The sequence below is a fragment of the Caldalkalibacillus mannanilyticus JCM 10596 genome (assembly GCF_000615945.1).
Classification (GTDB): domain Bacteria; phylum Bacillota; class Bacilli; order Caldalkalibacillales; family JCM-10596; genus Bacillus_AT; species Bacillus_AT mannanilyticus.
Genome location: NZ_BAMO01000028.1, coordinates 48,243 through 72,574 on the forward strand (window position 1 = coordinate 48,243; position 24,332 = coordinate 72,574).

Here is a 24,332-nt window from a genome sequence, read left to right on the forward strand (position 1 = left end):
AAAACACCATTCTGTTTGATAGAATGGTGTTTTCGTTTGTTATCTCCTAGCTAGCTCTCCCATAACCCAATTCGTTCTCGCACCTGTCACTCCCGTACTCGGGCACTGGTTACTATTTGTTGTTAATTCAGCTACAATCGTTTCTACAAGGGGTTGATGAATGTGCTGAGGTCTTTCGAAATTCCATTGCTTTGTTTCATTCGCGGTTGTTAAAACAATGGGCTCATCTCCAAAAGTAGAAAAAGTTATTTTTCCCTTGCTACCGATGATTTCATTGATATCGACGTCTTCATAAGCAGAAAAACACCAACTTCCTACACCATGGACTCCAGATTCAAAGCGATAAGTTCCTGTAACGATATCTTCCGCCTGATAATACCCTGCTTGATTGGAAGCAATGCCTTGAGCCTCCTTAATCGGGCCCAGCAAGAAATCTAATAAATCAAGCGTATGACTGGCTAAATCAAAAAACAATCCTCCTCCAGACAATTCGGGTTGAACCCTCCACGGGAGATTTAGTGGATCCTTCACGTCTTCTGAAGCTTTTTTATATTGTGTTGTCATGACGAAACGAAGGTCTCCAATCACTTTATTTTCCAAGAGCTCTTTTATTTTAACAAACCGAGGCAACGCTCTGCGGTAATAAGCCACATATAAAGGGACACGAGCAGCCTGACAAGCAGCGATCATTTCTGTACATTCAGCAAAGGTGATTGCCATGGGCTTCTCTACATAGACAGGCTTTCCTGCCTTGGCAGCCTTTAGTGTATATTCCTTATGTGAATTCGGTGGTGTGGCAATATAGACAGCATCGACATCTGGATCATTAATCAGGTCATCGGCATCATCGTACCATTTTGGAACTCGATGTCTTTCGGCATAGTCTTTCGCTAGTTCACCGGTTCGGCGCATAACGGCAACCAACTCTGAATTTTTAACTTTTTGGAATGCAGGACCACTTTTCACCTCAGTCACAGCACCACATCCAATAATCCCCCAACGAACTCTATTAAATTTCATGAAACGGTTCTCCTTTTCCGCAAATTAAATATGTGAAGACTTCTTTCGCATAAAAAACTTTAAATCTAACAACAATAGAAGAGGAAGGAGGCGTACACGTTGAATAAAGATCGTAGCCAATATTACTTTTTAATCCTCACTACTATTATTGGATTGGTTTTATTACCGTTCGCCATTGTAAAGCGTTCATTTAAAGATTGGGTTATTGTCTACCTAGTTAGTTTCATTGGTAATTTTTTTGCAGATAAATATTTAGTATCCAAAGGGTATCTAAAGTACCCAATCAAACTTTTTCGAAAGTATAAAATCCACCTCCCTTTTGATTATATACATTACCCTTTATTGTTACTTTACTATAATCAATGGACACTCAACAGCAAACCGATTGGAATTTTTGCCAAGCTTATGCCTTTCGTTATTCCTCAAACCATTATTGAAACCATTGCAGCAAAAAAAACCAAGCTCATCACCTGGAAAAAGGGCTGGACTTGGTATCATTCATTCATAAGCCTTATGTCAAAATTTTTACTGTGCAGAGGGATCATTGCACTCATAAGAGTTATTAACAAAGGGAAAATTTCAATATAATTATACTTTTAAGCTTTATCGCTCTTTTCTATAGCCTAAGTCGAGTGAACAACCCGCACCTCATTTAAGGTGAATTTTTCAAGGATGTAAATGAAGAGCAGAGATCCTGCACGTATACAGATTAAATATATCAAATTCCAGCCATGTTGGAAAACCATTATATCAATTAACAGGAGGATAACATCTGTTATGATCACGATAATAAAAGGGGCAATCTTCCAGTATTTATTCTTGGGAACGTAGATAAAGAAGATGACAATAAAAGCCAGTATGACATGGTATAAAAAACCACTGAACAATGTACTGTCTCTATAAATGTTCTCAACCCAATGCACCCGAAAAAAGAGTTTGTCAAAAAGCATCAGCACGCTTGTTGGAGTCTGCAAAATGATCCAAGCAATTGTCCAAAAAACAAGGATTCGAGGAAACCTACTGTTGGTTTCATATAAAAAAACATACCATTTCCTCAAGATAATCAAAAATATAACGGCAAGGATGCCAGTCAAATAAGTCGGCCACCAATGCTGACTATAGGCACCTACTTTAAGAAAGATTTCCTCGGTTAGCATGTACCAGATAGAGATCAGCCCAATCCACAGGTAGGAAGTTTGAAATCTCATGACAAAAATCGCTGTCGAAGCCCAATAAGCTGAATTTCCTATAATATGACCGAGAATATTTTCTTTAAAAGGATCCGCATAAAGACCGGGCTTATAGGCGTATGCATCGAAGACAAAAAGTACGAAGGCTTCACCCACCCATACCCAAGCTGTCGTGAATAAAAAATAGGTGAGTAAGTCCCCCGCCTTTCCTTTTCGATACACAGTATAGGCGGTCATTATCACCCCAAAAACAATTAATCCATAATACCAGACTATATTCGGCATCATCGTCTCCCTCTCATACACGAAATTTTAGGATATATCAGCTATTATATCCATACATCGAGGCGATTCATGCATCTAATCCTATGTAAAAAAGCCACCCTAAGGTGACCTAATCGTTATCCATTTCTCGAGTGTATCAAGGAGGGCCTATGATCACAGTCTGATCGATCGGCTCGATTACTTCAGCCCATTGTGTTGCATTTATGCCGTACATCATCTGGAACACCTCAGGAGGCGTCTTCCTTAAGATATCGGATCCATAAACAATATCAAATTCTTTATTGTCAAAACTGACCACGAGGCGGGTGTGATCCATTACTGCAATTGTCCAATGCCACCATCCCATCGGTATATACACCGACTGATGGGGTCCAATGCGGTAAGTAAGCAATTGTAGGGTAAAGGGATTTAGAACGTATTCGATAATCCCTCCCTGTATCAAGTAGAGTAGCTCGTTCGCGTTTGGGTGATAATGAGGTTCTATGCCATGCCCTTTGCTTAAATATAAGTCCACCAAGCTTAAGCCTTGTATAACAGGCAACTGTTTGGCAGTTTGATAAAGAATAAAATTTTGATCGTCCTTCACAAAGTAGGGGGAGGTTCTTAAATCAAAGGACAAGTTCAAAGAAGGAGAGCTGAGATCGTTTTGATTATCGGAAGTTGACATGCGCATGATCACACCTTTCCTAGCAATGAGAGAATGAATTATCATGCCTTATATAAGAATATATTCAAGAATGCAAAAAGTTATGATTATCTGTCGAATGATTATAGACTCATACTAAACAACCTTTCATGTTGAAGTAACCATTCCTTCCTCCATAAGCCACCAGCATAGCCTGTCAAATTCCCATTTGAGCCAATAATGCGATGACACGGAATGACAATACTTAATCTGTTCTTCCCATTAGCACTCCCTACAGCTCTAACGGATTTTTCACTTCCTATGGTCATAGCAATCGCTTTATAGGATACTGTTTTAGCATAAGGAATACTTGATAATGCCTTCCACACGTTCTTTTGGAATGCTGTACCCTCGTAGTGATAGGGAAATGTAAACCCTTTCCGTTCTCCTCTAAAATATTCTTCAAGCTGGGTAGCGCATTCCATCAATACCTTTGGAGTTTGGTCTTGTATTTGATGCTCCAATCCTTCACGCTCAGAAAACATAATGGAATAGATTGCTTGATCAGTACCTACTATTTCTATCACTCCAATGGGAGATTCTAAATCTAATTGATGTAGATTATTCATAGTAAAGACCTCCAGAGATAAAAGGTTGCATAGGCTTGCCAGCCTTCCCACTTTGATCCTAACTCTTTAATTTCTTCTATTGTTGGCTTACATTCACGCCCTAACTGAAGTTTTAGAGCATTATGCAGCCCAACATCAGCTATGGGGAAAGCATCAGGTCGACGAAAACATTTCATTATTACATAATCTGCCGTCCAAGCCCCTATTCCTCTGCTATTCATTAATGCTTGTCTAATGTCTTGACTATCCTGTAGCTTTTGCAACTCTTCCTTTTTTAGTTCACCATTTGCCATGGCTTTAGCTACTCCAATAACATATTCAGCTTTCCTAGTCGAAAATTTAAGCTCTCTTAAATCTTCCACTTCTAAAGCGGCAATTTTCTCATGGGTTGGATATAACCAATACGTTTCTCCTTCGAAAACAAGGGAGTCTCCATGCTCTTCAATAAAACGCTGCTTTAGTGTATAGGCAAAAGTTAAATTGATTTGTTGTCCTATAATGGCCCATGTCAGCGCCTCGAATAAATCTGGAATACACATGATTCTCAATCCATGATATGTATGGACCAAACGGGACAGTATCTCGTCCTTTTTAGCCATTTTATAAAAAAGACCTATATCCTTATCCATATCAAACCATTCCCATATATATGCTGCAACAGTGTCGCGTGCCTCTTTTGATGGGGAATTGACTGGAAATTCAACTTTTAATGATTTTTGAGTGAAGCCAATTTTAGATAAGATCATTTCATCTCTCACTTTGAATAGTTTATATACATATCCATCGCTAATTTTATACAACATCTCCAATTCAGACCTACTTAGAAACGTTAAACACTCCTTAGCATCGAATTCGACTGGTGGACAAATCTCTAGATAAGATGGCTGATCAACTCCATTCATTTTCTAGCTCCCTTCATTCTTTGTGCTTGATGCACGACCATTGTTACCAGTATGACGAAATTCGCTAGGTGAACAATTTGTGATACGTCGAAACGCTTTATAGAAATTAGACGGACTTTGGAAGCCCACCTCATAGCAAATCTCAAGATTTGTTCTATTTGTGCTTCTAAGTAGATGTCCTGCCTTATCAATTCTAATTTTCTCTAAATAAGTACGTGGAGTTTCTGAAGTTTCCTGCTTAAATAATCTTTCCAGATAAAAAGGACTGACACCAACATGATTCGCAATATCCTGCAAGGTCAGCCTTTGTTTATAATGATTGACTAAGTAAGCAATGACTTTTTGGACAAGCTCCATATGCGGGGAATGCTCCACTTCCGGCTGACATCTTTTACACGCTCGATAACCCGCTTTCTCCACTTCATTCATATCAAAGTAGAATTCTACATTGGTTTTTTTCGGTTTTCTTGATCTACAGGAGGGACGACAATATATTTTTGTAGTTTTCACTGCGGTAAAAAATAATCCATCGTACGTTCTGTCACAAGCAATGATAATCTCCCACATCTCATCAAAAGAAAGCGTACTCTTTTCCACCATTCATTTCCCTCCTTTCTAGTTACCACTTGTATACGTTGTAAAATTCCTCATAGATCTATATTGCCCTTATTGTATCAAGTCACCTACATTCATTTCGTCCTCAAACTTGCTCTTATGGTCTATCAATAGAAAAAATGAGCTTGAAGTATCACTCACTTCAAGCTCATGCTTTAATTTTCATCTAATCTCTTTGTTTTCTACTTCACAAAGGATTAACTATGGACCAGCTCTTTTTCTCTTAGACCGAGCGTTTCTGCTGTTGAATGTTGAATTTCATCAAAAAGATCTGGATTTTCTGCTAGTGATAGACCATAAGAAGGAAGCATTTCTTTGATCTTATGTTCCCACTCGTTCATATGATGTGGGAAGCATTTTTCTAGTACCTCAAGCATCACATGGACGGCTGTAGAAGCACCTGGAGAAGCACCGAGCAATGCGGCTATCGAGCCATCAGCAGCACTAACAACCTCCGTACCAAATTGAAGTGTCCCTTTACCGCCGGTCTCCGTATCTTTGATCACCTGTACACGTTGACCCGCTACAACGATATCCCAATCCTCGCTTTTCGCATTCGGAACAAATTCACGTAGCTCTTCCATACGCTTTTCATTGGATAACATCACTTGCTGGATCAGGTATTTTGTCAATCCCATTTCTTTCACACCTGCCGCCAGCATTGTGATCAGATTATTCGGTTTTACGGAACCGATTAAATCCAAGTTAGAACCATTTTTTAAGAACTTTGGTGAGAAGCCGGCAAAAGGACCAAACAGCAACATTTTTTTGTTGTCGATGTATCTGGTATCCAGATGCGGAACAGACATAGGTGGAGCTCCGACCTTAGCTTTACCATATACCTTCGCATGATGCTGCTCTACCACTTCTGGATTGTTACATACCATAAATAGCCCACTTACTGGGAATCCTCCAATATTTTTTGATTCAGGAATACCCGTTTTTTGCAGTAAAGGAAGACTTCCTCCCCCACCGCCGATAAAGACGAATTTGGCTGTATGATATTCGGTTTTACCTCTCTCGATATCATGTACTTTCACTGCCCAAGATCCATCACTGGTACGCTTAATATCCTCCACACTATGCTTATAGTTGATCTCAACGTTTTTATTCTTTAAATAATCAAACAACATGTGTGTTAACGCACCAAAGTTAACATCCGTTCCATTGTCTATTTTTGTTGCTGCGATCGGTTCACTCAAGGTACGCCCTTCCATGATAAGCGGAATCCATTCCTTCAGTGTCTCAGGGTCAGAAGAAAATTCCATTCCTTGAAACAAAGGGTTGCATGATAGCGCTTTAAAACGCTTTTTTAAAAAATCTACATTTTTTTCTCCTTCCACAAAACTCATATGAGGAAGTGGCATGATAAAGTCCTGCGGATTACGAATTAAGCTGCTATTCACAAGATAAGACCAAAACTGCCTTGAAAGCTGAAACTGTTCATTAATGCTTATCGCTTTGCTCACATCTATAGAACCGTCTGTTTTTTCGGTTGTATAGTTAAGCTCACATAATGCAGCATGCCCTGTACCTGCATTATTCCATTCATTAGAACTTTCTTCGCCTGCGTTCGCCAGTTTCTCAAACACTTTAATTTCCCATTCAGGTGCTAATTCTTGCAGTAATGAACCCAAAGTCGCGCTCATGACCCCAGCACCAATTAAAATGATGTCTGTTTTTTTGTTTAAGTTACTCATTATAATCTTCCTTATCCCCTATATTTGCAACATGAGTAGACGCTTCTGCTTAGGTGTCATAAATGGCAAAGAACCATCAGAACACACCCTATCCGTCCCAATTATATTCATACATACTCTATTATAATTATTTAGACATATAAATATCTACTATTATTTAATAGTTTTTTATGATTAAATATTGGGAAAAATAAAAAACCTTACCACTTGACTTGGATATTATTTCACATTGTTAATACTCTTTCCAAAAATTCATCTGATACTTTATATTCTTTTGGTCTTAGACTGACTAGTTCAACATAACCCTGCTCGTCTAAATGACTCATTAATTGATTGATTTTATATCTTGATTTATTCGATATTTCCATCAGCTCAGTAATAGGAAAACTGTCTTGCTCATGAACAAATACACTAAGATGTGTCATCATTTTTAATAGATCTGCTTCCTCTATTTGCTCCCGCCAATCATCATGATTAAAAAATTCTTTGATTCGTTCTATTTTGGACAAGTTTATTTCTAAGTCTTCTATGATTCCTTAATTTTCACTTCAGTACTTACTCCAATATGAGTAGTATTTACCCCGTTGTTTACCTCTACATACCCTTTTCTAAACAACTTACCAACTATTTGTCCTTTTTTAAAGCAAATTTACCCATGCGAAATGATTCTTTATATATCTAAATAAGGTTTTTATTGTGATTTATTAAGTGTTAACGTACTAATAGCGTAGCATTAGCATACTAATAGCGTATTAATAGCGTATAATTAACGTATTCAAATTTTTAAATAACGTATGATTAGCGTATAATTGAACTAATAGTTAATATATTAAGGATGGTGAAATGATTTGTACCAGCCTAAATTTAGTTACTCGCAATCAATTGTAAAAGATTTGATGTCAATAGAACGTTCCCGTTCAATTGTTGAATTAATGCCTATACCAGCGCATATCGAAAGCGATCTAAAAGAACAAGCAAAATTAAAAATGACGCATTATTCTACCCGTATAGAGGGAAATACACTCGATTTAGAACAAGTTGCTCGAGTTGTTAAACAAAAACAAGATGATTTCAGAATTCCTGTTGAAGAAGAAGTAAGAAATTATTGGGAAGCTCTTTCTTATTTATCACAAGAAAAACAAAATCGAACTCCTATAACTGAAGACTTTATTAAACAACTTCATTCTATTATTGTGAAGCATGGTGCTGGTAGAAAATCGTCCAAAAGCAACTATCGAGGTGCAATGCCACCTGGTGTACTATTTGCTGTATATGACAATCAAACAAGACAACCAGAATATATTCCTCCTGAACATACTGAAGTTCCACCATTAATGAAAGCATTAGTGAAATGGATTAACACAGAAAAAGAAATTCCTGTTCCTATAAAAGCAGCTATTGCTACTTATCAACTACTCACTATTCACCCCTTTGAAGATGGTAATGGTCGAACAGCACGTGCTTGGCTTCATACATCCTCTCAATAGCTGATTATGATGTAAAAGGATTTCATTCAATGGAAGAATACTATGCAGAAGACTTACAAGGATACTATAAACATATACAAATGGGACTACCTGCGCTTTATTATAATGGACGTGACAATCCGAAAGATTTAGCTCCTTGGATTGAATATTTTGTAAGAATTATGGCGTTGGCATACGAAAAAGTGGCTAATCTTTCAATTAAATTTGCCACTACTCCGTCTGATCCTAGAATACTTTCTTTAGAGCCAAAAGAAAAAACTCTTTTAAGATTTCTGATTGAACGAAATAGACCCACTAAACCTAAAGAAATTGCAGAGTTATTTCAAGTAAAACCAATCACTATCACTAAATGGTCAACAACTTGGCTTGATAAAGGTATCATCGAAGGAGCAAGTGGTAACAAAAGAATCACTTCGTATCGCATTGGGGAAGCATATAAAGATATAACACTAAATGATTTAGGATATAAAAAAGACTAGAATCATAACCGCCCATTTTTTGAACTGCACCCTGTCAAGTAGACAGTGGAAATAATAAAATTGACCTAAACGGCCGTAGCTCTATATTCCATAGAGCTACGGCCGTTTAGTCGTTTTTGATATCGGTCATGATCGCTTCAACTCACCCACCATTCATTTCCAGATACATCTCCTCCCACCTTTTCTCCAACTCCTCTTTCTCGCTATATAACTTTTGCAGCATTTCCAATTCTGTACTCTCTGCTAGCAGCTGTTCTACTTCAGAAATCTTGTTTTCTATTTCTTCTATTTTTTTCTCCAAATGATGAGATTGATTGAGCTCTTTTTTCAGCGGAATTTGAGGCGATTGTTCGTTTCTCCTCTTCTTCTCGACTCCCTCTTCCTTCTTAATGTTTTGACTGCTTAACATCTTCTCAACTAGCTTCTTCTTAGCATAATCATAGTTCCCCACATATCCAGTTACTTGTTGACTTTCAATCCAATATATTTTCTCAAACAGCTTATTAAGAAAATAACGATCGTGGGAAACAGCTAATATCGTTCCTTTAAAGTCCTCTAAAGCATCTTCTAATACTTCTCGGGATTCGATATCGAGATGATTGGTGGGCTCATCTAAAAGGAGCAGGTTAATATCCTGATACATGAGTTGGGCTAAACGTAATCTCATCCGCTCTCCACCACTAAGCTGAGAAACCTTTCGATAGACGGTATGACCGTAAAATAAGAACTTCGCTAATATGCCTCTAGCTTCACCCTCCGTCACTCGTACCTCATTGCGAAAAACATCTATTAGGGTTTCATCCCCTATGTCGGCAAAAATATGCTGCGATAAATAACCAACCTTCACATTACTCCCCAACCGCACTTCTCCTTTATCAGGTACTAACTGATTGAGCATTAGTTTCATTAATGTAGATTTACCGGTTCCATTTTCACCGATAATAGCCACCCTCTCTTGGTACGTGACATGCATATTCACATCCTCGAAAAGGAACCTTTCACCAAACTGCTTTGCCACGTTTCGAAGCAGGATAACATCTTTCCCACTGCGATCCGCCGCTTCCATCTCAAGATTCATTTTCTTTCGGTTTAAGATAGGGCGACTTAGTTTCTCTATTCGTTCTAAGGCTCTCTCCATGTTACGTGCTCTCTTATGAAGACCTTCACTCGGTGGGTTCGCGCGATTTGCCCATTCGCGCAGCCGCTTTATCGCTTCCTTCATTTTCTTTATTTTCTTTTGCTGTTCTTCATAGGCTTGGAACTCTCTTAACAAGCGCTCCTCCTTCTCTTTTACGAACCCAGAAAAGTTGGTATGGTAGCAGGTAATTTCCCCGTCCTCCATATCCAAAATCTTGGTTGCCACTTCATCTAGAAAATATCGGTCATGAGAAATCACAACAACCGTTCCGCGATAATCCTGCAAAAAATGCCCCAGCCATTCTACTGCCATTAAGTCTAAATGGTTCGTTGGCTCATCTAGCAATAGCAACTCAGGTTCATGAAGGAGGGAGAGAGCTAAGCCTACTTTTGTTTTTTCTCCGCCACTTAATGTGGAGAAGGCTTTGTTTAATAACGCTTTTATATTTAACCCATTTACAATTTTTTCTATATTGGCTTCTATTTCATATCCACCTTGAATGGTGAATTGATCCTGGAGCTTCCCATACTCTTGTATGAGTCGTTGCATCTTCTCTTCATTTGCTTCCTTGCTCATGAGCTCCTCTAATTGCTTCATCTTCGCTTCTATTGCTACCAGTTCTGAAAAAGCGCTCAGTAAAACCTCATTCGTCGTTTGTTCATCATGAACATCTGGGATTTGAGCTAGATAACCAATTTTTAAGCCTTTTTTCCAATAAATTTGTCCGATATCAGGAGCTTCTTCTCCAGCTAAAAGACGAAATAAGGTTGTTTTTCCGCTTCCATTGCGACCAACTAAGCCAACTCGGTCCTTTTCTTTCATTTCACATGTTATATTTTCAAAAATGCTATTTCCTCCATACATTTTTGTTACTTGGTTTACACTACATATCATCATATAAATTCCTCCTTGATTAAGGGCTAACTAAAACAAAGAAGCCATAGAGAATACAGCTCCCCATGGCTTTGTTAACAAATTGAATGTACAAAAAAAGAGCGTCGGAAACGCCCTCTTTTGACCTTGTCTATTGTGGGTAAAGAGATGTTTTCACTGTTTTTGTTTGCTATTTAGTTGCTAAAAAGGGCATACGTATCCCGTTGGCAACTACCACAGCAAATTTTGCACGGACGAAATATAAAAACTTATTCCAGAAACCGCGCACAAAAACAGCATGTAACATCCTTTCCCACCTCCGTTCTCATTCTTTGCTTTTTATTTTAGCATTTTTTAGTAATTCTTTCAAATGGTATTGGAAATATCCTGTGTTGACACCTGAAAAAAATAGAATTATAGTTTAAACAAATGATATTGATAATCATTATCTTTTGTTTGAAGGAGACGATCAACATGAAAAAACGATTCATTCCATTGCTACTGTTATTGGTACTAATGATTAGTGCTTGTAGTAACGGATCAACTGAAAAAGAGGTTCACTCACAACCAGAAGGAAAGCAAGTAGAAAAACAATCAGAAACCATAACATATCAAGCTGAAAATGGCCCAATCGAAGTTCCTGCTGATCCGAAACGGATCATTTCCCTCTTTGGCGCCCCTAATGTAATTTCTTTAGAAGGAAGCATTGTTGGGGTGGACCAATGGACGAACATGAATCCACTTTTTCAAGAAAAATTAAAGGGTATTGAGGAAGTATCCGAGGAAAGTCTGGAGAAAATTATTGAACTAGAACCAGACTTAATCATTGTGGGCTCTTGGGCCAATAATATTGATAAATTAAGTCAAATTGCCCCTACTGTCGTATATTCTTGGGGGAAACTAGATTATTTAACACAGCAAATAGAAATCGGTAAACTTATTAACAAAGAAAAGGAAGCAAGAGAATGGGTGGAAGATTTCCAAAAACGTGCGGAAGCGGCTGGAGAAGAGATTCGAGCCAAAATTGGCGAGGATGCAACGGTTTCTGTCATTGAAAATGATGATAAGCAGCTTTACGTGTTCGGGAACAACTGGGCACGCGGAACCGAAATATTGTATCAGGCAATGGGCTTAAACATGCCTGAAAAAGTGGTAGAGATGGCACTGGAACCTGGCTATCATGCACTATCTATCGAGGTTCTTCCTGAATTTGCTGGAGACTATATTGTGTTTAGCAAAAACCCAGATGGGAATAGCTCCTTCCTCGAAACCGATACATGGAAGAACATACCTGCGGTTAAAAACAATCGTGTCATTGAAATTAACACGAAATCCTCTACCTACAGTGATCCAATCACTCTGGAATATCTACTAGAACTATTTAAAGAAGGATTTCTTAGCCATTAACACACTTCAGGAGGGATTCTTAGCTTAAGAATTCCTCTTCCCTATTCTATATAAGAAGAGATGAGAAACGATGAAGATAGAAACTCAACCTCAAACTCCTATCCTATTTAGATATAAACTACTTGCTAGTCTATTGATGCTTGTAAGTATGTTTTTTATTGCCATGGTGCTGGGGGCTGCAGAAGTAACAATGAAGGATGTATGGTTAGCCCTTACTTCAGATGCTACAGGAGATAAACTGTCCATCATCCGTGAAATTCGCTTACCACGTGAACTTGCCGCTATTTTTGTCGGAGCTGCTTTAGCCGTTTCTGGGGCTATTATGCAGGGAATGACACGGAACCCCCTTGCTGATCCAGGATTACTTGGATTAACTGCTGGGGCTAGTGCAGCATTGGCCGTCACAATGGCCTTCATTCCTTCAGCTAATTATTTTGAGATGATGGTTGCTTGCTTTATTGGAGCAACGCTGGGAGCCCTGCTGGTTTTTGGCCTTAGTGCGATGAAAAAAGGAGGATTTTCTCCATTTCGTATTGTCTTAGCGGGGGCTGCGGTATCTACCTTCCTCTTTGCCATCGCAGAGGGGGTGGGTCTATACTTTAAAATTTCAAAAGACGTATCCATGTGGACAGCAGGCGGGCTGATCGGAACCTCATGGAACCAGCTTCAGGTCATTGTACCTTTTATTCTAGTGGGGATCGTTATCGCCCTTTTTCTTTCAAAACAGCTTACCATTCTTAGTTTAAATGAAGAGGTTGCTGTTGGCTTAGGTCAAAGAACCAGACTGATAAAAACAATTCTTTTTATCGTTATCATCCTGCTTGCCGGTGCTTCTGTTGCCCTCGTCGGGAATATGGCATTTATCGGTTTACTCGTTCCTCATATAGCTCGGACTATCGTGGGGACGGACTATCGTTTTATCATACCCATATCGATTGTATTTGGGGCTACCTTAATGCTTATAGCCGACACAATGGGACGTACAATCAATGCACCCTATGAAACACCCGTTGTAGCCATTGTTGCCATGATGGGGTTACCCTTCTTTCTGTTCATTGTACACAAAGGAGGTAAAGCATTCTCATGATTCAACCAGCTTTGCTTAAAAAACAACGATTCATACTATCTGTTTTACTCTTCCTTATAGCCAGTACCGTTGTGATTGGAATGGGAATGGGATACTCCTCTCTATCCTATGACAGACTGATTCCTACTCTGCTGGGACAAGGTACGTTTAAAGAAAACTTTGTTTTATTTTCGATTCGGCTACCAAGGATTATTATTACACTGTTATCAGGTATGGCGCTTGCCTTATCTGGAGCTATATTGCAGGGAGTCACACGAAATGATTTAGCTGATCCAGGTATTCTAGGTATTAACTCTGGCGCTGGTGTTTCCATTGTAATTTTCTTTTTATTTTTCCCCATTAATGCGGGTTCATTTGTTTATGCTCTACCTCTTGTCGCTTTTGCAGGGGCTTTCTTAACGGCATGCGTAATCTATGCCTTATCGTATAGCCGAAGCACGGGACGCCTTCAACCCATACGATTAGTTTTAATAGGAGTGGGATTATCCATATCACTATCTGGAGTCATGATTGTTCTGATCTCTTCTGCTGAACGTACAAAAGTTGACTTTATAGCAAAATGGTTAGCGGGGAATATCTGGGGTTCTGATTGGCCTTTTATTTGGGCGATCCTCCCTTGGTTGGTTCTACTCATTCCCATTACGCTATACAAAGCGAATCGGTTGAATATCCTAGGACTTGGTGAACCTATAGCCATCGGAGTAGGACTATCCATTAAGAAGGAACAAATCCTATTCCTTCTCATCGCTGTTGCATTAGCAGCTTCTGCTGTTTCGGTCACAGGAGGAATTGCGTTTATCGGGCTCATGGCTCCACACATTGCCAAATCTTTAGTAGGACCTAGACATCAACTATTTATCCCTATTGCCATCCTGATTGGCGGTTGGCTATTATTATTTGCAGACACTATAGGACGCAATCTACTTGACCCCGATGGGATTCCTGCAGGGATTATGGTCGCTTTAATTGGAGCTCCGTACTTTATGTATTTATTATTGAGAAAATGAGAAGCCACTGTTGAAGAGAACAGTGGTTTTTTAGTACAATCATTCAGGCGATGTATGATAGAGCTTATTACAAAATGGAAGAAAGAAATGAAAAAGAAGCGCATAGAATGAATTTATTGGAAATAGAGATATTGATGGAAGGTCAACAAAATGAGTAGAAATCAAAAAACACAGCTTCAAAAAGGAGGGTTTGACTCCCCATGGAAAATACATCTGTCAGAACATCAGATGGGAAAAAACGTGCTATTTCATTAGACCTAGCTAGAGGTGCCATGTTGCTGCTTATTGCACTCGCACATGCACCCTTGTACCTGTACGCCTCTGAACCTGGGATTATGCATAGGGTGGAAAGCATCAATTTTTTTGACCAAGTCGTAAACCTTTTTGGTATATTCTTTCTTGATAATCGGGCAAGAGCCATGTTTGCCGTATTATTAGGGTATGGTTTAGTACTCTCATTTAAAAGTCAAATCTCTAAAGGAAAAAGTGAAAGAGATGCCTTAAAAACGATACGACGACGTTCCTGGTATTTAATTCTGTTTGGGGCCATATTAGCGGTCTTCATTGGCGGTCAAGATATTCTAATGGCATACGGTGTAGCAGGGCTTCTCATTAGTTGGATATTAACACGTGAAATCAAGACACTCATTCGCTGGTTTACCATTATCACTTTCATCTATTGTCTTCTTACCCCAATAGTATGGGGCTTCATTATGCAAGAAACCGGAAGCTATGGTTTTTCTCCAGATGTTTCAGCTGAAGATACATACCTAAGTACAACGAAGCTCAAGCTTGTTTTTTTCCCCATGATACCGATCATGGTTCATTTTTTGCTCCCTATTCTTCCTTCCGTTTTAATAGGAATGTGGATTGCTAGATATCAGTTATTAACAAAGCCTGAACAACAATTTAGAACACTTTATTTCATAACCCTCATAGGATTGCCTGTTTCTTTACTAGGAGCAATACCATTATCCTTTATAGGAAGCGTATGGCACCCTAGTTTCTTTGTAGCAGGTTTAATATTCGGACTCCACATATTAACAGGGATCTCTGGAGGATTAGCCTATGCGGCAATTTTTGGAATAATCGGGACCAAGTTAAAGAAGCTGGGGATCATTAGTCATTCTTTAGTGGCTTTAGGAAAACGTTCATTAACATTTTATGTTTGGAATGAGGCCATGCTCGTTCTATTCCTTTCACCAGTAGCACTTAATTTAGGAGGACATGTGAGTAATGGTATAGCTGCTATGATTGCAGTGGGGATCTGGATCTTTTCTGTCGTATTGGCGACTCTATTAGAAAAAAAGAATCTGAATGGTCCATTGGAGGTTTTATTACGACGATGGGTATATAAAAATAATTGATCCATCATAGAAGGCCTAATGACATAGCATCCCAATGTGAACCTCAACTTTCTATAAACAAAGGAAAGGTATTTGCTAGATTATTCAGCATACCCTAATTACTTTAATCTGTTTTCCTTAATAAACTTTTCAAAGTCACTTTCTTTATTCTGGGTAATACGTATTTGCTTAAACTTTTCATATTCCTGTGTTGCTAATCTTTCTGCTACTTCCTTTGATACTTTACCCGCATTTTCTAAGATATCATGTTCGTTAAACTGTAAGAATGCGTTCAGCTTGTCTGACCAATCCTTCATATACATCACATGATTTCTTTCTGCTTGGCTTTCGGCATAGTCTAAATACATCGTCACAATTCGATTTAGTTGCTTAATTTCTTTTTCCGTTAAATAATTCTTAGCAATAGTGATATCACTCTTACGGATATTATCACCTTTCCAATTGGTTAATCCCATATTTTCTTTTGTAGCGTCTGCTCGACTTACAACGATCTCTGAAGCGGTTTGCCCTGTAATTGCAAAATGTAACTTATTCTGAACGGTTGCAAAAAACTCCTTGGAAATTTCCGCTTTGGCATCATAATCAACAGCTGTAGCGTAAATATCAGTAATCTTTAGGTAAAACCTTCTTTCAGAAGCTCGAATATCACGAATACGTTCAAGAAGTTCATCAAAGTAGTCTCGTCCAAAGTTCCGCATCTCTTTTAGACGGTCGTCATCCATCGTAAAGCCTTTGACCAGATATTCATTTAAACGCTCTGTTGCCCATTGACGAAATTGAGTACCTCTGTGTGATCGGACACGATAGCCTATGGCTATGATCATTTCAAGATTGTAGAATGAAACTTCTCGTTCTACCTCACGATTACCTTCGATTTGAACTATTCGGTTTTTCCGAATAGTTGCCGATTCCAGTAATTCACCTTCTGCGTAAATGTTTTTTATATGTTCGTTAATTGTATTAACACCTTTTTGATAAAGCTCAGCAATTGCCTTTTGTGTCATCCAAACCGATTCATCTTCTAACCTTACGTCAATTTTTGTCTGTCCCTCTTCTGTCTGGTAAATAAGAATATTTGTTTCTTCGTTCATTAGCAAACCTCCCTGAATATTTTTTCCGATGTATATTGTAATCCATATCTGTGTATGTTTGTATTCCTTATTATTATATCATTTCCTTTACGAATAGGAGGATTAAGGATAAGAGTACATACCACTCAAAGGGAAAAACTTTATGAAACAATTACTTAAACACTAATAGCTATTTTAATATTGTTTACGAAATGGTATGCAGGTAACGCTAATAAAAAAAGCCCTAAATTAGGGCTAGGGAGTCAATCTTACATGCTAGTAATCCATTTTATGCATGTTTTATATATTTCTAGCTTATTTCTGGAATACCACTATTTGTGGTACGCTTCTCTAAGATGTATCTAAATGATTTACATATTTTAATTTCTAAATAACGTATCAATAACGTACAAATAGCGTATGAATAGCGTATGAATAGCAAAGAGCCCTGAAATCAAGGTCATCAGAGCTCCTATAGATATTCGTTTCCAACATCAAATCATCATCATATCATTTATTCTTTTTTTCAAGCTTCCTAAATCCCAGATAAATTAAACCAACACAAATTACTAGACCTATGATTGCAGGTATAAAGATGGACTTTCCTGCTTCGCCACCAAAAGCTACACTCCAAATCATTTTAGCTATCGCCATAAAGACAACAATGGATAATCCAAACCATAAGCTGCGCTTCCAGAATGCAACGCCTAGTGCGGTAAACGAAACGGGTACAAGGAGTGACATCAGTATTTTTGCTCCTCCCCAATCACCGCTTAAATATTCCTTTTCCATTTCCAAGAATTGTTTTACTTGGTCACTTACAACTTCCGGCTTTGGAAACCAGAACATACTCGTCAAGAGAAAAAAAATCGTTCCAAAAATGCCAGCCCAACTTCTTTTATATGCAAAATAACAAAAGGGTATAAGGAACAGTGGTCTTAAATACCAGCTTAATTGATTTTGGTGGCGTTCATAAGTCCAATCAAAAAAGCTCTTATTCGTAAATACCAAAACAAGAAATAATAATGTAAGTACTGTAAAAGTTGAAGCTAACACTTTGTCATAACGTCTTAATTGGACATTTCTCATAGTATTCACTTCCATCTTATATTTAGATAAACTCCCTATTTACCTAAGCCACCTTTCATAAAATCCACATAACAATCAAGATTTTCAATCATTTTTTCAAGTTCAAAATCCTCTGGCCTATAAAAAATCTCATCAAAATGGATAAATAGGTAACTTATAGTTTTTACAATAAACTCCTTAGAAAATTCCTTTTTAAAGTCCCCATTTTCTATGGCTTTGTCTATCATTTCTTCAAGCAATTTTTCCGTATCACTTCCTAATACACTCTTTGCAATATCGTATATTTTGTTGCCCTTTTCTCTCGTAAACATCTTACTCAACCTATAAAACTTGGGGAAAGCAACGGCAAATTCTGCACCAATCCTCGCTTGCATCTTAAATTTTTCAAAAATGTCCTTTCCCTCATATGCTTCTGTATATCCATCGATCCTACTACTCACAAATTCCCATTTGGTTTTTGCAGAAGACTCTAATAAAAATAGGTAAAGTGCCTGTTTATCCTGAAAGTGATAGTAAAAAGTGCCTTTACTAATCTCTGCATTCTTTATAATGTTATTAAGCGAAGCATTTTCATAGTTTTTTGATATAAATTCTTCTAATGCTGCCTCAAGCAATTCTGCTTTTCTTTCAAAAAACTTTTCTTTCAATTTTTATTGCCTCCTTTATTATTTTATATACCATACAGTCTAGACCGGTCAGTCTATAGAAAATCTAACACTGCGATCTAATACTGTCAATAGAGCATGAAACCAAATTGCAAAAGCCATATTTCTATGGTCATAGAATATGGCTTTTGTTTCATAGTTATGTAATTATTTTTCCTTTCTACGTTGGAACAACACTGCAAGGATAATAGTGATTCCTTTTATGAAAATGCAAGTGCGACAAGTGGTGACGGTTCTTGCTGAAGCAACTTTCATTAATATTGCTCTATCTCCTTATGAAACGCTTGAATCACCTTGCTAAATTCTAGCGGATACTGGAATGCAACATATGCATGACTCCCTCCAGGAATAACCACAACCTGACTTGACCTGAATTGTTTGTTTAGTTTTAAACTTTCATCATGCTACTGTTTTCTAAAACTTATTGACTAATAAACAGCTATAGGCCCATAAGGACCATCGATAATTTCTATTTTCGTTTCAAAAATATCTGTCAAAAGCTCTGGGGCCATAATCTCTTCTACTGTTCCAAAAGCAGCAATTTGTCCATCTTTCATAGCACAAATTCTATCAGAATACTTGGCTGCAAAATTTATATCATGCATAACAGTCAGAATGGTTCTTCCAAATTCATTAGCAACATGTCTTAGGTATTCCATCATTTGGACAGAACGAGCAACATCAAGATTGTTTAGAGGCTCATCTAACAGCACATATTCAGTTTCTTGGCACAAAACCATTGCAACATATGCTCGTTGTCTTTGACCTCCTGAAAGCTCATCTAAATATCTATCTTCTAGATCGGTCAAGTCTAAAAAATCGATATATTTAGAAATAATCTCCTCATCTTCTTTGGTTAATCTCCCTTTTGAATAAGGGAAACGTCCAAATCCAGCTAGTTGTCTAACAGTAAGCCTCGTTACAAAATGATTTTCTTGCCGCAAAATGGTCACAATTTTTGCTAAGTCATTTGATTTGGAGGAAGAAACATCCATATTTGCCACCATAATTTGTCCCTCATCCATATTTAAAAGTCTTCCAATCATCAAAAGTGTCGTAGACTTTCCAGCACCATTGGGTCCAATTAAAGATGTAAAACCAGCTTTTGGTATTTCAATATCCAAAGGTCCAATTTTCACTTTATCCGTATACATCTTTCTTGCATTATCGATTTTTATCATAGAGACCTCTTCCTTAAAATTACAATTAGAAATATTAATCCACCAAACAGTTCAATAAAAACGGAAACAGCTTGGGAATTGAATACATGATACATTAAAAAGTATGCACTTGTTAGTACAAAGAACCCTATAGCAAGGGCCATTGGAAAAATATATCTGTGATCATAAGTTGGCGCCGCTTGATAACTCAAAATGGCAACTAAAAATCCAAAGAAAGTAAGAGGTCCAACTATAGCCGTTGAAATTGACATCAAAACAGCAACTAATACAAGCGTATAAATGATACTAGATTGGTATCTAACGCCAAAAGTAGTAGATACATCTTTTCCAAGTGACAATATATTTAATTTCTTAGAAAAAGCAAAAAGTAAAAATGCTATAGCGATGACCATTGGAATGGCAATTGGAAAATATTCAGTATTTGCATTATTGACAGAACCAATCAATCTTGTCTGCAAAAGGTCAAACTCAGATGGTGCAAGAAGTCTTCTCATAAAAGCTGACACAGTATTCAGCCCAGTTCCAATAATAATCCCAACCAAAAGCACAAGCTGTAAATTTCCATATTTTCCGGAAAGTAGCCATCCATAAAGGATCAAACTCATTAAAACCATAAGACTAACTTGAAGAAAAAATGGTCCAATACCACTAAAATTCACCAATGCACTAGCACCAAATAAAAACATTGCACTCGTATGAATGGTTGAGTAAAGTGCTTCGTAGCCTAAAAGAGAAGGAGTTATAATCTTATTATTCGTAATCGATTGAAAAGCAACGGTCGACAAACTGTGGCAAATGGCAGCAATAAGCATTGCAACAACAGCTACGATCCTTCTTTCAACAACTGGGATAAAAGAAGGTGAATCTACTGGAACTGGATTGTTATAAACTAAAAGACCGTACGAACAAAGAAGACTCAAAGCAATCAATGTTATTAGCAGTATCCAATAACGCTTTTCATCTTTCTTAGTACGAAAAGCTCTAGCTGATCTATTTTCATTATGAAGGCTAAAATCGGTTTTAACATTTTCTTTATTTCTATACTCCAATTCCAATGCGTTCATATTAGCCTCCTTGATTTTCTTTGTCTCAATAAGATCGTAAGAAATACGACTGAACCCATTGTTCCAAGTATTAAAGAGACAGGCACCTCAAAAGGCATAATAATGGTTCGAGAAATGATGTCACAAAGAGTAATCGTCCCCATTCCGATCAAACATACCCAAGGCAAATTACTTCTAAGGTCATCTCCTCTAATCATTGAAACAATATTTGGGACAATTAATCCTAGAAAAGGCAAGTTTCCAATAACAGCCGCAACAATACCAACAGCAACAGCAATAAGACCATTAGCCAAAAGAATGAGGGAGTTATAATTTACTCCAAGACTCGTTGCAACATCTTCCCCTAGACCAGCTAAAGTCAATCTATTAGCATAAATAAAAATAATAATTGTAACGATCACAATGATCCATAAATATTCATACCTTCCAGCTTGAACAGCCGAAAAAGAACCTACAAACCAGCCTTCAATAACTTGCGACATTTGAAATAAAAGGCCCAAAAAAGTAGAAACTGCAGAAATGACCGCACCAAGCATCAAACCAATGATTGGGACAATTAAAGAGGAACGAAGTCTAACCCTTCTTAAGAATAAAAAGAAAATCATCGTTCCTACAAAAGAAAAAATGATTGCACCAGTCATTCTTAGCACTAAAGTCGGTCCAGGAAATAATAAATAAACAAAAAGGAGTCCCAAACCTGCCCACTCAAGAGTACCCGTTGTGGTAGGTTCAACTAAACGATTCTGTGTAATAAGTTGCATTACGAGTCCTGTCATTGCCATAGCAGCTCCGGTAAGCATTAGTGCAACCGTTCTTGGAACACGAGTAATGAAAAACATTTCCATTCCATCTTCTTGTCCACGTATATCGTAAACTCCAGTAAAGAGTGAGATAATACCTAAACTAATGACAACTATAATGGCTAATATAAAAGATTTTGTCCATATTTTATTGTGGTTACAAAACCGGGATTGAGAACTCCTCTCAATCCCGGTGATAATATTTTTCTGCACTATGTTAAACCCCTTTACACTACTTAGCTAAGGAATTAGCAATGTTTTCAAATAACTCTATAAAAGTTTGCACTGATTCATTTAAGTAAGTATTGTTTGGTGCATAAACAATCTGACCTTTGGAAACAGCCGTTGTGTTTTGAAGAGCAGGTGAATTATCTATAACATCCTGAGCAGGAACTTTATCAGTTACACTGGATAATGGAGCATCACGATCTAATACGAAGATCCAATCAGGGTTACTTTGTGCAATAGCTTCAACTGAAATTTCATCACCTTGATGATCTGTAGTAGTATTGTCAACTCCTAATGCCGGAGTCCATCCAAAAATTTCATACAGCGGCCCCCAAACACGTCCAGTTTGCGGAGCTGAAAAACCAATATTTCCGCCAGAAACGATAACACTCATCACTTTATCACTGCCATTATACGCAGACTTAGCTTTTTCAATTGCTTGATCTAAATCAGCTACCAATTGTTCAGCTTCTTTATTTTTATCAAAAATTTTCCCCAAAGTAAGTGTAGTTTCTTTAAATCCATTTACTAAATTTTCTCCAGGTGTACTAGCTTCCTCAGAAACGTCAATATTTAAATCAATAACAACAGCATTTGGTACTAATTTTTTGATATCTTCATAATATCCAGAAAACCTTTGACCAACAATGACAAGTTCAGGGTCTGCAGCGGCTAATATCTCAAGGTTTGGTTCACGATGATTCCCAATATCTTGAACATTTTCGTCATTTACATATGGTGAATCTGCTAACATTACCGCCTTTGGAACAGCAGCTAACTCAATTCCCCAATCAGCTAAAGTTTCAAACGTTCTATTATCCAAAGCAACAACATTCTTAGGATTTACAGGAACCGTAACAGTTCCATGAGCATCAGTGATTTCGACTGTTGCAGGTTCAGTAGACTCCTCTGTTTGTCCACTAGTTTCAGATTCATTAGCTTCAGGTTCACTAATTGCATTATTTGAATTTGAACAAGCTACCAACATCAAAACAAAAATTGCCAAAATGATAGTTAATTTAAACTTCCCCATTTCTCATACCTCTTTCCTTATGTATTATAACTTTAAAAAACTAAGAGCTTATTGAAACTGATAAACTGACTATCTATGTTTTATTTTTATGCTGATTCGAATCTATTTCACATAGTGCACAACTACAACATAAAACGATGATAATGATTATCAATCTCAACTTCACTATCATATTATAACAATTATGAAAAAATTATCAACTATTAATTTATTAAAACTTGAGTTCATCGTCCAACTAAATGATAATGATTATCGTTCTACGTTAGTAGTATACTTATTGTTAATAATGAATGTCAATAGTATTAATAAATTTAGTTGCAGTGACATCTATTTATAATTTGATTAAATGCTTTTAAATTAGTATTTTTTATTGTCGACAAATTAAATATTTACATATACAAGTATTTAATCACAAAAAAATCTAGCTCTAATTGCACGAAGAGCTAGATTTTTTAACTTAAGTTTTCTTTCACTTTATTTAATACTTTTAAAAAAACTGCCATTTCATTAGAATCTATTCCTTCTGAAATATCCTCAATCGTTTTCATGGCTTGTTCAATTAAACCAACTTGCAATTTCTTCCCCGTTGCTGTCAAAAAAATTAAATTCGTTCTTTTATCTACAGGATGAGCTATTCTTGTAACTAGCCCATTTTTCTCTAAACTATTTACAAGACGAGAAACACTAGGTTGGTCTCTTCTCGTAAGTGTAGCCAGTTTATTCTGAGTCAAACCATCCTCTTCCCACAATCGAATCATAATTGAATATTGTTCATGAGTAATGGAGTATCCTTTTTCTTTAAAATTTAAATTTAGACGATTGCTAACAAGCTTGGCTGTATCCGTTATTTGAAATCCAACAGAATCTTCTAAAACATAATTACGATATTCCTCCATAAACTCCCTCAATCCTAAACTTAATTTTTATCAAACTTTATTCAAAGCACCAATATAATTATTATTCCCTTCTTACATTAAACTGCTTCGTTTAAGAAAAAAATTCAAAATCTTATACTATTCCTACTAAGAGAATAACATTTATATCCACTTTTAGGTATAACAATTTTCTAGATTTGAATACAATTAATCTTCAGCAAACTGGACCGTTAGTGGAACAATGGATAGGTTACACTTAGTTGGACAGTTTCGTTAAGGTCATATACACTTGATTCAAATATCAAATGAGGAGAATCATAATGACCAAAAGAAGAACATTCTCAAAAGAATTTAAGGAACAAATCGTGCAATTGCATGCTGCAGGAAAGCCAAGAAGTGAAATAATTAAGGAATATGATCTATCACCCTCTGCCTTTGATACATGGGTTCGCCAGCATAAGTCAACGGGTTCCTTCGAAGCAAAAGATAATCGTACTCCAGAACAGGAAGAGCTCA

26 protein-coding genes are annotated in these 24,332 nt (G+C 37.2%); 8 read left to right on the forward strand and 18 right to left on the reverse strand.

Translation table 11 applies throughout. The features are described 5' to 3' along the window. Positions 1–39: 39 nt before the first annotated feature. Complete coding sequence (locus tag JCM10596_RS15215) at positions 40–1,020, reverse strand: Gfo/Idh/MocA family protein (protein WP_025027873.1); 981 nt, start codon at positions 1,018–1,020, stop codon at positions 40–42. A gap of 99 nt (positions 1,021–1,119) precedes the next feature. Between JCM10596_RS15215 and JCM10596_RS15220 the strand changes: the two genes are divergently transcribed. Further along, on the forward strand, positions 1,120–1,608 hold the full coding sequence (locus JCM10596_RS15220; RefSeq protein WP_025027874.1) for a CBO0543 family protein: 489 nt from the start codon (positions 1,120–1,122) through the stop codon (positions 1,606–1,608). A gap of 35 nt (positions 1,609–1,643) precedes the next feature. On the opposite strand, the gene JCM10596_RS15225 is transcribed toward JCM10596_RS15220, so the two are convergent. The 7 genes from JCM10596_RS15225 to JCM10596_RS15255 form a co-directional block, all read right to left on the reverse strand. Beyond that, complete coding sequence (locus JCM10596_RS15225) at positions 1,644–2,498, reverse strand: hypothetical protein (protein WP_234410527.1); 855 nt, start codon at positions 2,496–2,498, stop codon at positions 1,644–1,646. A 133-nt stretch (positions 2,499–2,631) separates the two neighbouring features. Next, complete coding sequence (locus tag JCM10596_RS25830) at positions 2,632–3,168, reverse strand: cupin domain-containing protein (RefSeq protein ID WP_234410528.1); 537 nt, start codon at positions 3,166–3,168, stop codon at positions 2,632–2,634. Positions 3,169–3,263: 95 nt separating this feature from the next. After that, on the reverse strand, positions 3,264–3,749 hold the full coding sequence (locus JCM10596_RS15235) for a methylated-DNA--[protein]-cysteine S-methyltransferase (protein ID WP_025027876.1): 486 nt from the start codon (positions 3,747–3,749) through the stop codon (positions 3,264–3,266). Next, on the reverse strand, positions 3,746–4,651 hold the full coding sequence (locus JCM10596_RS15240) for a DNA-3-methyladenine glycosylase family protein (protein ID WP_025027877.1): 906 nt from the start codon (positions 4,649–4,651) through the stop codon (positions 3,746–3,748). Before JCM10596_RS15240 ends, JCM10596_RS15235 begins: the two co-directional genes overlap by 4 nt. Positions 4,652–4,654: 3 nt before the next feature. Then, complete coding sequence (locus JCM10596_RS15245; RefSeq protein WP_025027878.1) at positions 4,655–5,251, reverse strand: bifunctional transcriptional activator/DNA repair enzyme AdaA; 597 nt, start codon at positions 5,249–5,251, stop codon at positions 4,655–4,657. 212 nt (positions 5,252–5,463) lie between these two features. Further along, positions 5,464–6,966: a malate:quinone oxidoreductase gene (locus JCM10596_RS15250; protein WP_025027879.1), complete on the reverse strand. Its 1,503-nt coding sequence runs from the start codon at positions 6,964–6,966 to the stop codon at positions 5,464–5,466. A 224-nt stretch (positions 6,967–7,190) separates the two neighbouring features. Next, the gene (locus JCM10596_RS15255; protein ID WP_025027880.1) at positions 7,191–7,475 is read right to left on the reverse strand and encodes a hypothetical protein; all 285 of its coding nucleotides are present in this window, start codon (positions 7,473–7,475) and stop codon (positions 7,191–7,193) included. A 339-nt stretch (positions 7,476–7,814) separates the two neighbouring features. Here JCM10596_RS15255 and JCM10596_RS28065 point away from each other — a divergent pair, with 339 nt between their 5' ends. Beyond that, on the forward strand, positions 7,815–8,453 hold the full coding sequence (locus tag JCM10596_RS28065; protein WP_051541340.1) for a Fic family protein: 639 nt from the start codon (positions 7,815–7,817) through the stop codon (positions 8,451–8,453). A gap of 29 nt (positions 8,454–8,482) precedes the next feature. Next, positions 8,483–8,932: a Fic family protein gene (locus tag JCM10596_RS28070; RefSeq protein WP_051541341.1), complete on the forward strand. Its 450-nt coding sequence runs from the start codon at positions 8,483–8,485 to the stop codon at positions 8,930–8,932. Positions 8,933–9,074: 142 nt separating this feature from the next. Here JCM10596_RS28070 and abc-f read toward each other — a convergent pair whose 3' ends face one another. Continuing rightward, complete coding sequence (abc-f, locus tag JCM10596_RS15265) at positions 9,075–10,967, reverse strand: ribosomal protection-like ABC-F family protein (RefSeq protein ID WP_025027881.1); 1,893 nt, start codon at positions 10,965–10,967, stop codon at positions 9,075–9,077. Positions 10,968–11,133: 166 nt separating this feature from the next. Next, positions 11,134–11,250 (reverse strand): RAxF-45 family protein, encoded by a 117-nt coding sequence (locus JCM10596_RS31045; protein ID WP_304502757.1) that lies wholly within the window; start codon positions 11,248–11,250, stop codon positions 11,134–11,136. Between the two features lie 167 nt (positions 11,251–11,417). On the opposite strand from JCM10596_RS31045, the gene JCM10596_RS15275 reads away from it, so the two are divergent. The 4 genes from JCM10596_RS15275 to JCM10596_RS15295 all read left to right on the forward strand — a co-directional run bounded on the left by JCM10596_RS15275 (position 11,418) and on the right by JCM10596_RS15295 (position 15,811). Beyond that, complete coding sequence (locus tag JCM10596_RS15275; RefSeq protein ID WP_025027882.1) at positions 11,418–12,350, forward strand: iron-hydroxamate ABC transporter substrate-binding protein; 933 nt, start codon at positions 11,418–11,420, stop codon at positions 12,348–12,350. 70 nt (positions 12,351–12,420) lie between these two features. Beyond that, the gene (locus JCM10596_RS15280; protein WP_025027883.1) at positions 12,421–13,437 is read left to right on the forward strand and encodes a FecCD family ABC transporter permease; all 1,017 of its coding nucleotides are present in this window, start codon (positions 12,421–12,423) and stop codon (positions 13,435–13,437) included. Beyond that, positions 13,434–14,444: a FecCD family ABC transporter permease gene (locus JCM10596_RS15285; RefSeq protein ID WP_025027884.1), complete on the forward strand. Its 1,011-nt coding sequence runs from the start codon at positions 13,434–13,436 to the stop codon at positions 14,442–14,444. The genes JCM10596_RS15280 and JCM10596_RS15285 overlap by 4 nt, the downstream gene beginning before the upstream one ends. 200 nt (positions 14,445–14,644) lie before the next feature. After that, on the forward strand, positions 14,645–15,811 hold the full coding sequence (locus JCM10596_RS15295; protein WP_025027885.1) for a DUF418 domain-containing protein: 1,167 nt from the start codon (positions 14,645–14,647) through the stop codon (positions 15,809–15,811). Between the two features lie 98 nt (positions 15,812–15,909). Here JCM10596_RS15295 and JCM10596_RS15300 read toward each other — a convergent pair whose 3' ends face one another. The 8 genes from JCM10596_RS15300 to JCM10596_RS15335 form a co-directional block, all read right to left on the reverse strand. Continuing rightward, positions 15,910–16,902 (reverse strand): virulence RhuM family protein, encoded by a 993-nt coding sequence (locus tag JCM10596_RS15300; protein WP_025027886.1) that lies wholly within the window; start codon positions 16,900–16,902, stop codon positions 15,910–15,912. Positions 16,903–17,391: 489 nt separating this feature from the next. Next, entirely contained in the window at positions 17,392–17,970 is a 579-nt protein-coding gene (locus JCM10596_RS15305) for a hypothetical protein (protein ID WP_034681481.1), read from the reverse strand. 35 nt (positions 17,971–18,005) lie between these two features. Beyond that, entirely contained in the window at positions 18,006–18,617 is a 612-nt protein-coding gene (locus JCM10596_RS28075; RefSeq protein WP_025027888.1) for a TetR/AcrR family transcriptional regulator, read from the reverse strand. A 446-nt stretch (positions 18,618–19,063) separates the two neighbouring features. After that, entirely contained in the window at positions 19,064–19,816 is a 753-nt protein-coding gene (locus tag JCM10596_RS15315) for an iron ABC transporter ATP-binding protein (protein ID WP_025027889.1), read from the reverse strand. Continuing rightward, entirely contained in the window at positions 19,813–20,880 is a 1,068-nt protein-coding gene (locus tag JCM10596_RS15320; RefSeq protein ID WP_034681468.1) for an iron chelate uptake ABC transporter family permease subunit, read from the reverse strand. The genes JCM10596_RS15315 and JCM10596_RS15320 overlap by 4 nt, the downstream gene beginning before the upstream one ends. Beyond that, complete coding sequence (locus tag JCM10596_RS15325; RefSeq protein WP_025027891.1) at positions 20,877–21,893, reverse strand: ABC transporter permease; 1,017 nt, start codon at positions 21,891–21,893, stop codon at positions 20,877–20,879. Before JCM10596_RS15325 ends, JCM10596_RS15320 begins: the two co-directional genes overlap by 4 nt. 19 nt (positions 21,894–21,912) lie before the next feature. Then, on the reverse strand, positions 21,913–22,941 hold the full coding sequence (locus JCM10596_RS15330) for a siderophore ABC transporter substrate-binding protein (protein WP_025027892.1): 1,029 nt from the start codon (positions 22,939–22,941) through the stop codon (positions 21,913–21,915). A 452-nt stretch (positions 22,942–23,393) separates the two neighbouring features. Beyond that, complete coding sequence (locus JCM10596_RS15335; protein WP_025027893.1) at positions 23,394–23,837, reverse strand: MarR family winged helix-turn-helix transcriptional regulator; 444 nt, start codon at positions 23,835–23,837, stop codon at positions 23,394–23,396. A gap of 299 nt (positions 23,838–24,136) precedes the next feature. On the opposite strand from JCM10596_RS15335, the gene JCM10596_RS15340 reads away from it, so the two are divergent. Beyond that, the coding region (locus JCM10596_RS15340) for a transposase (RefSeq protein ID WP_025027894.1) at positions 24,137–24,332 on the forward strand (196 nt) is incomplete at its 3' end.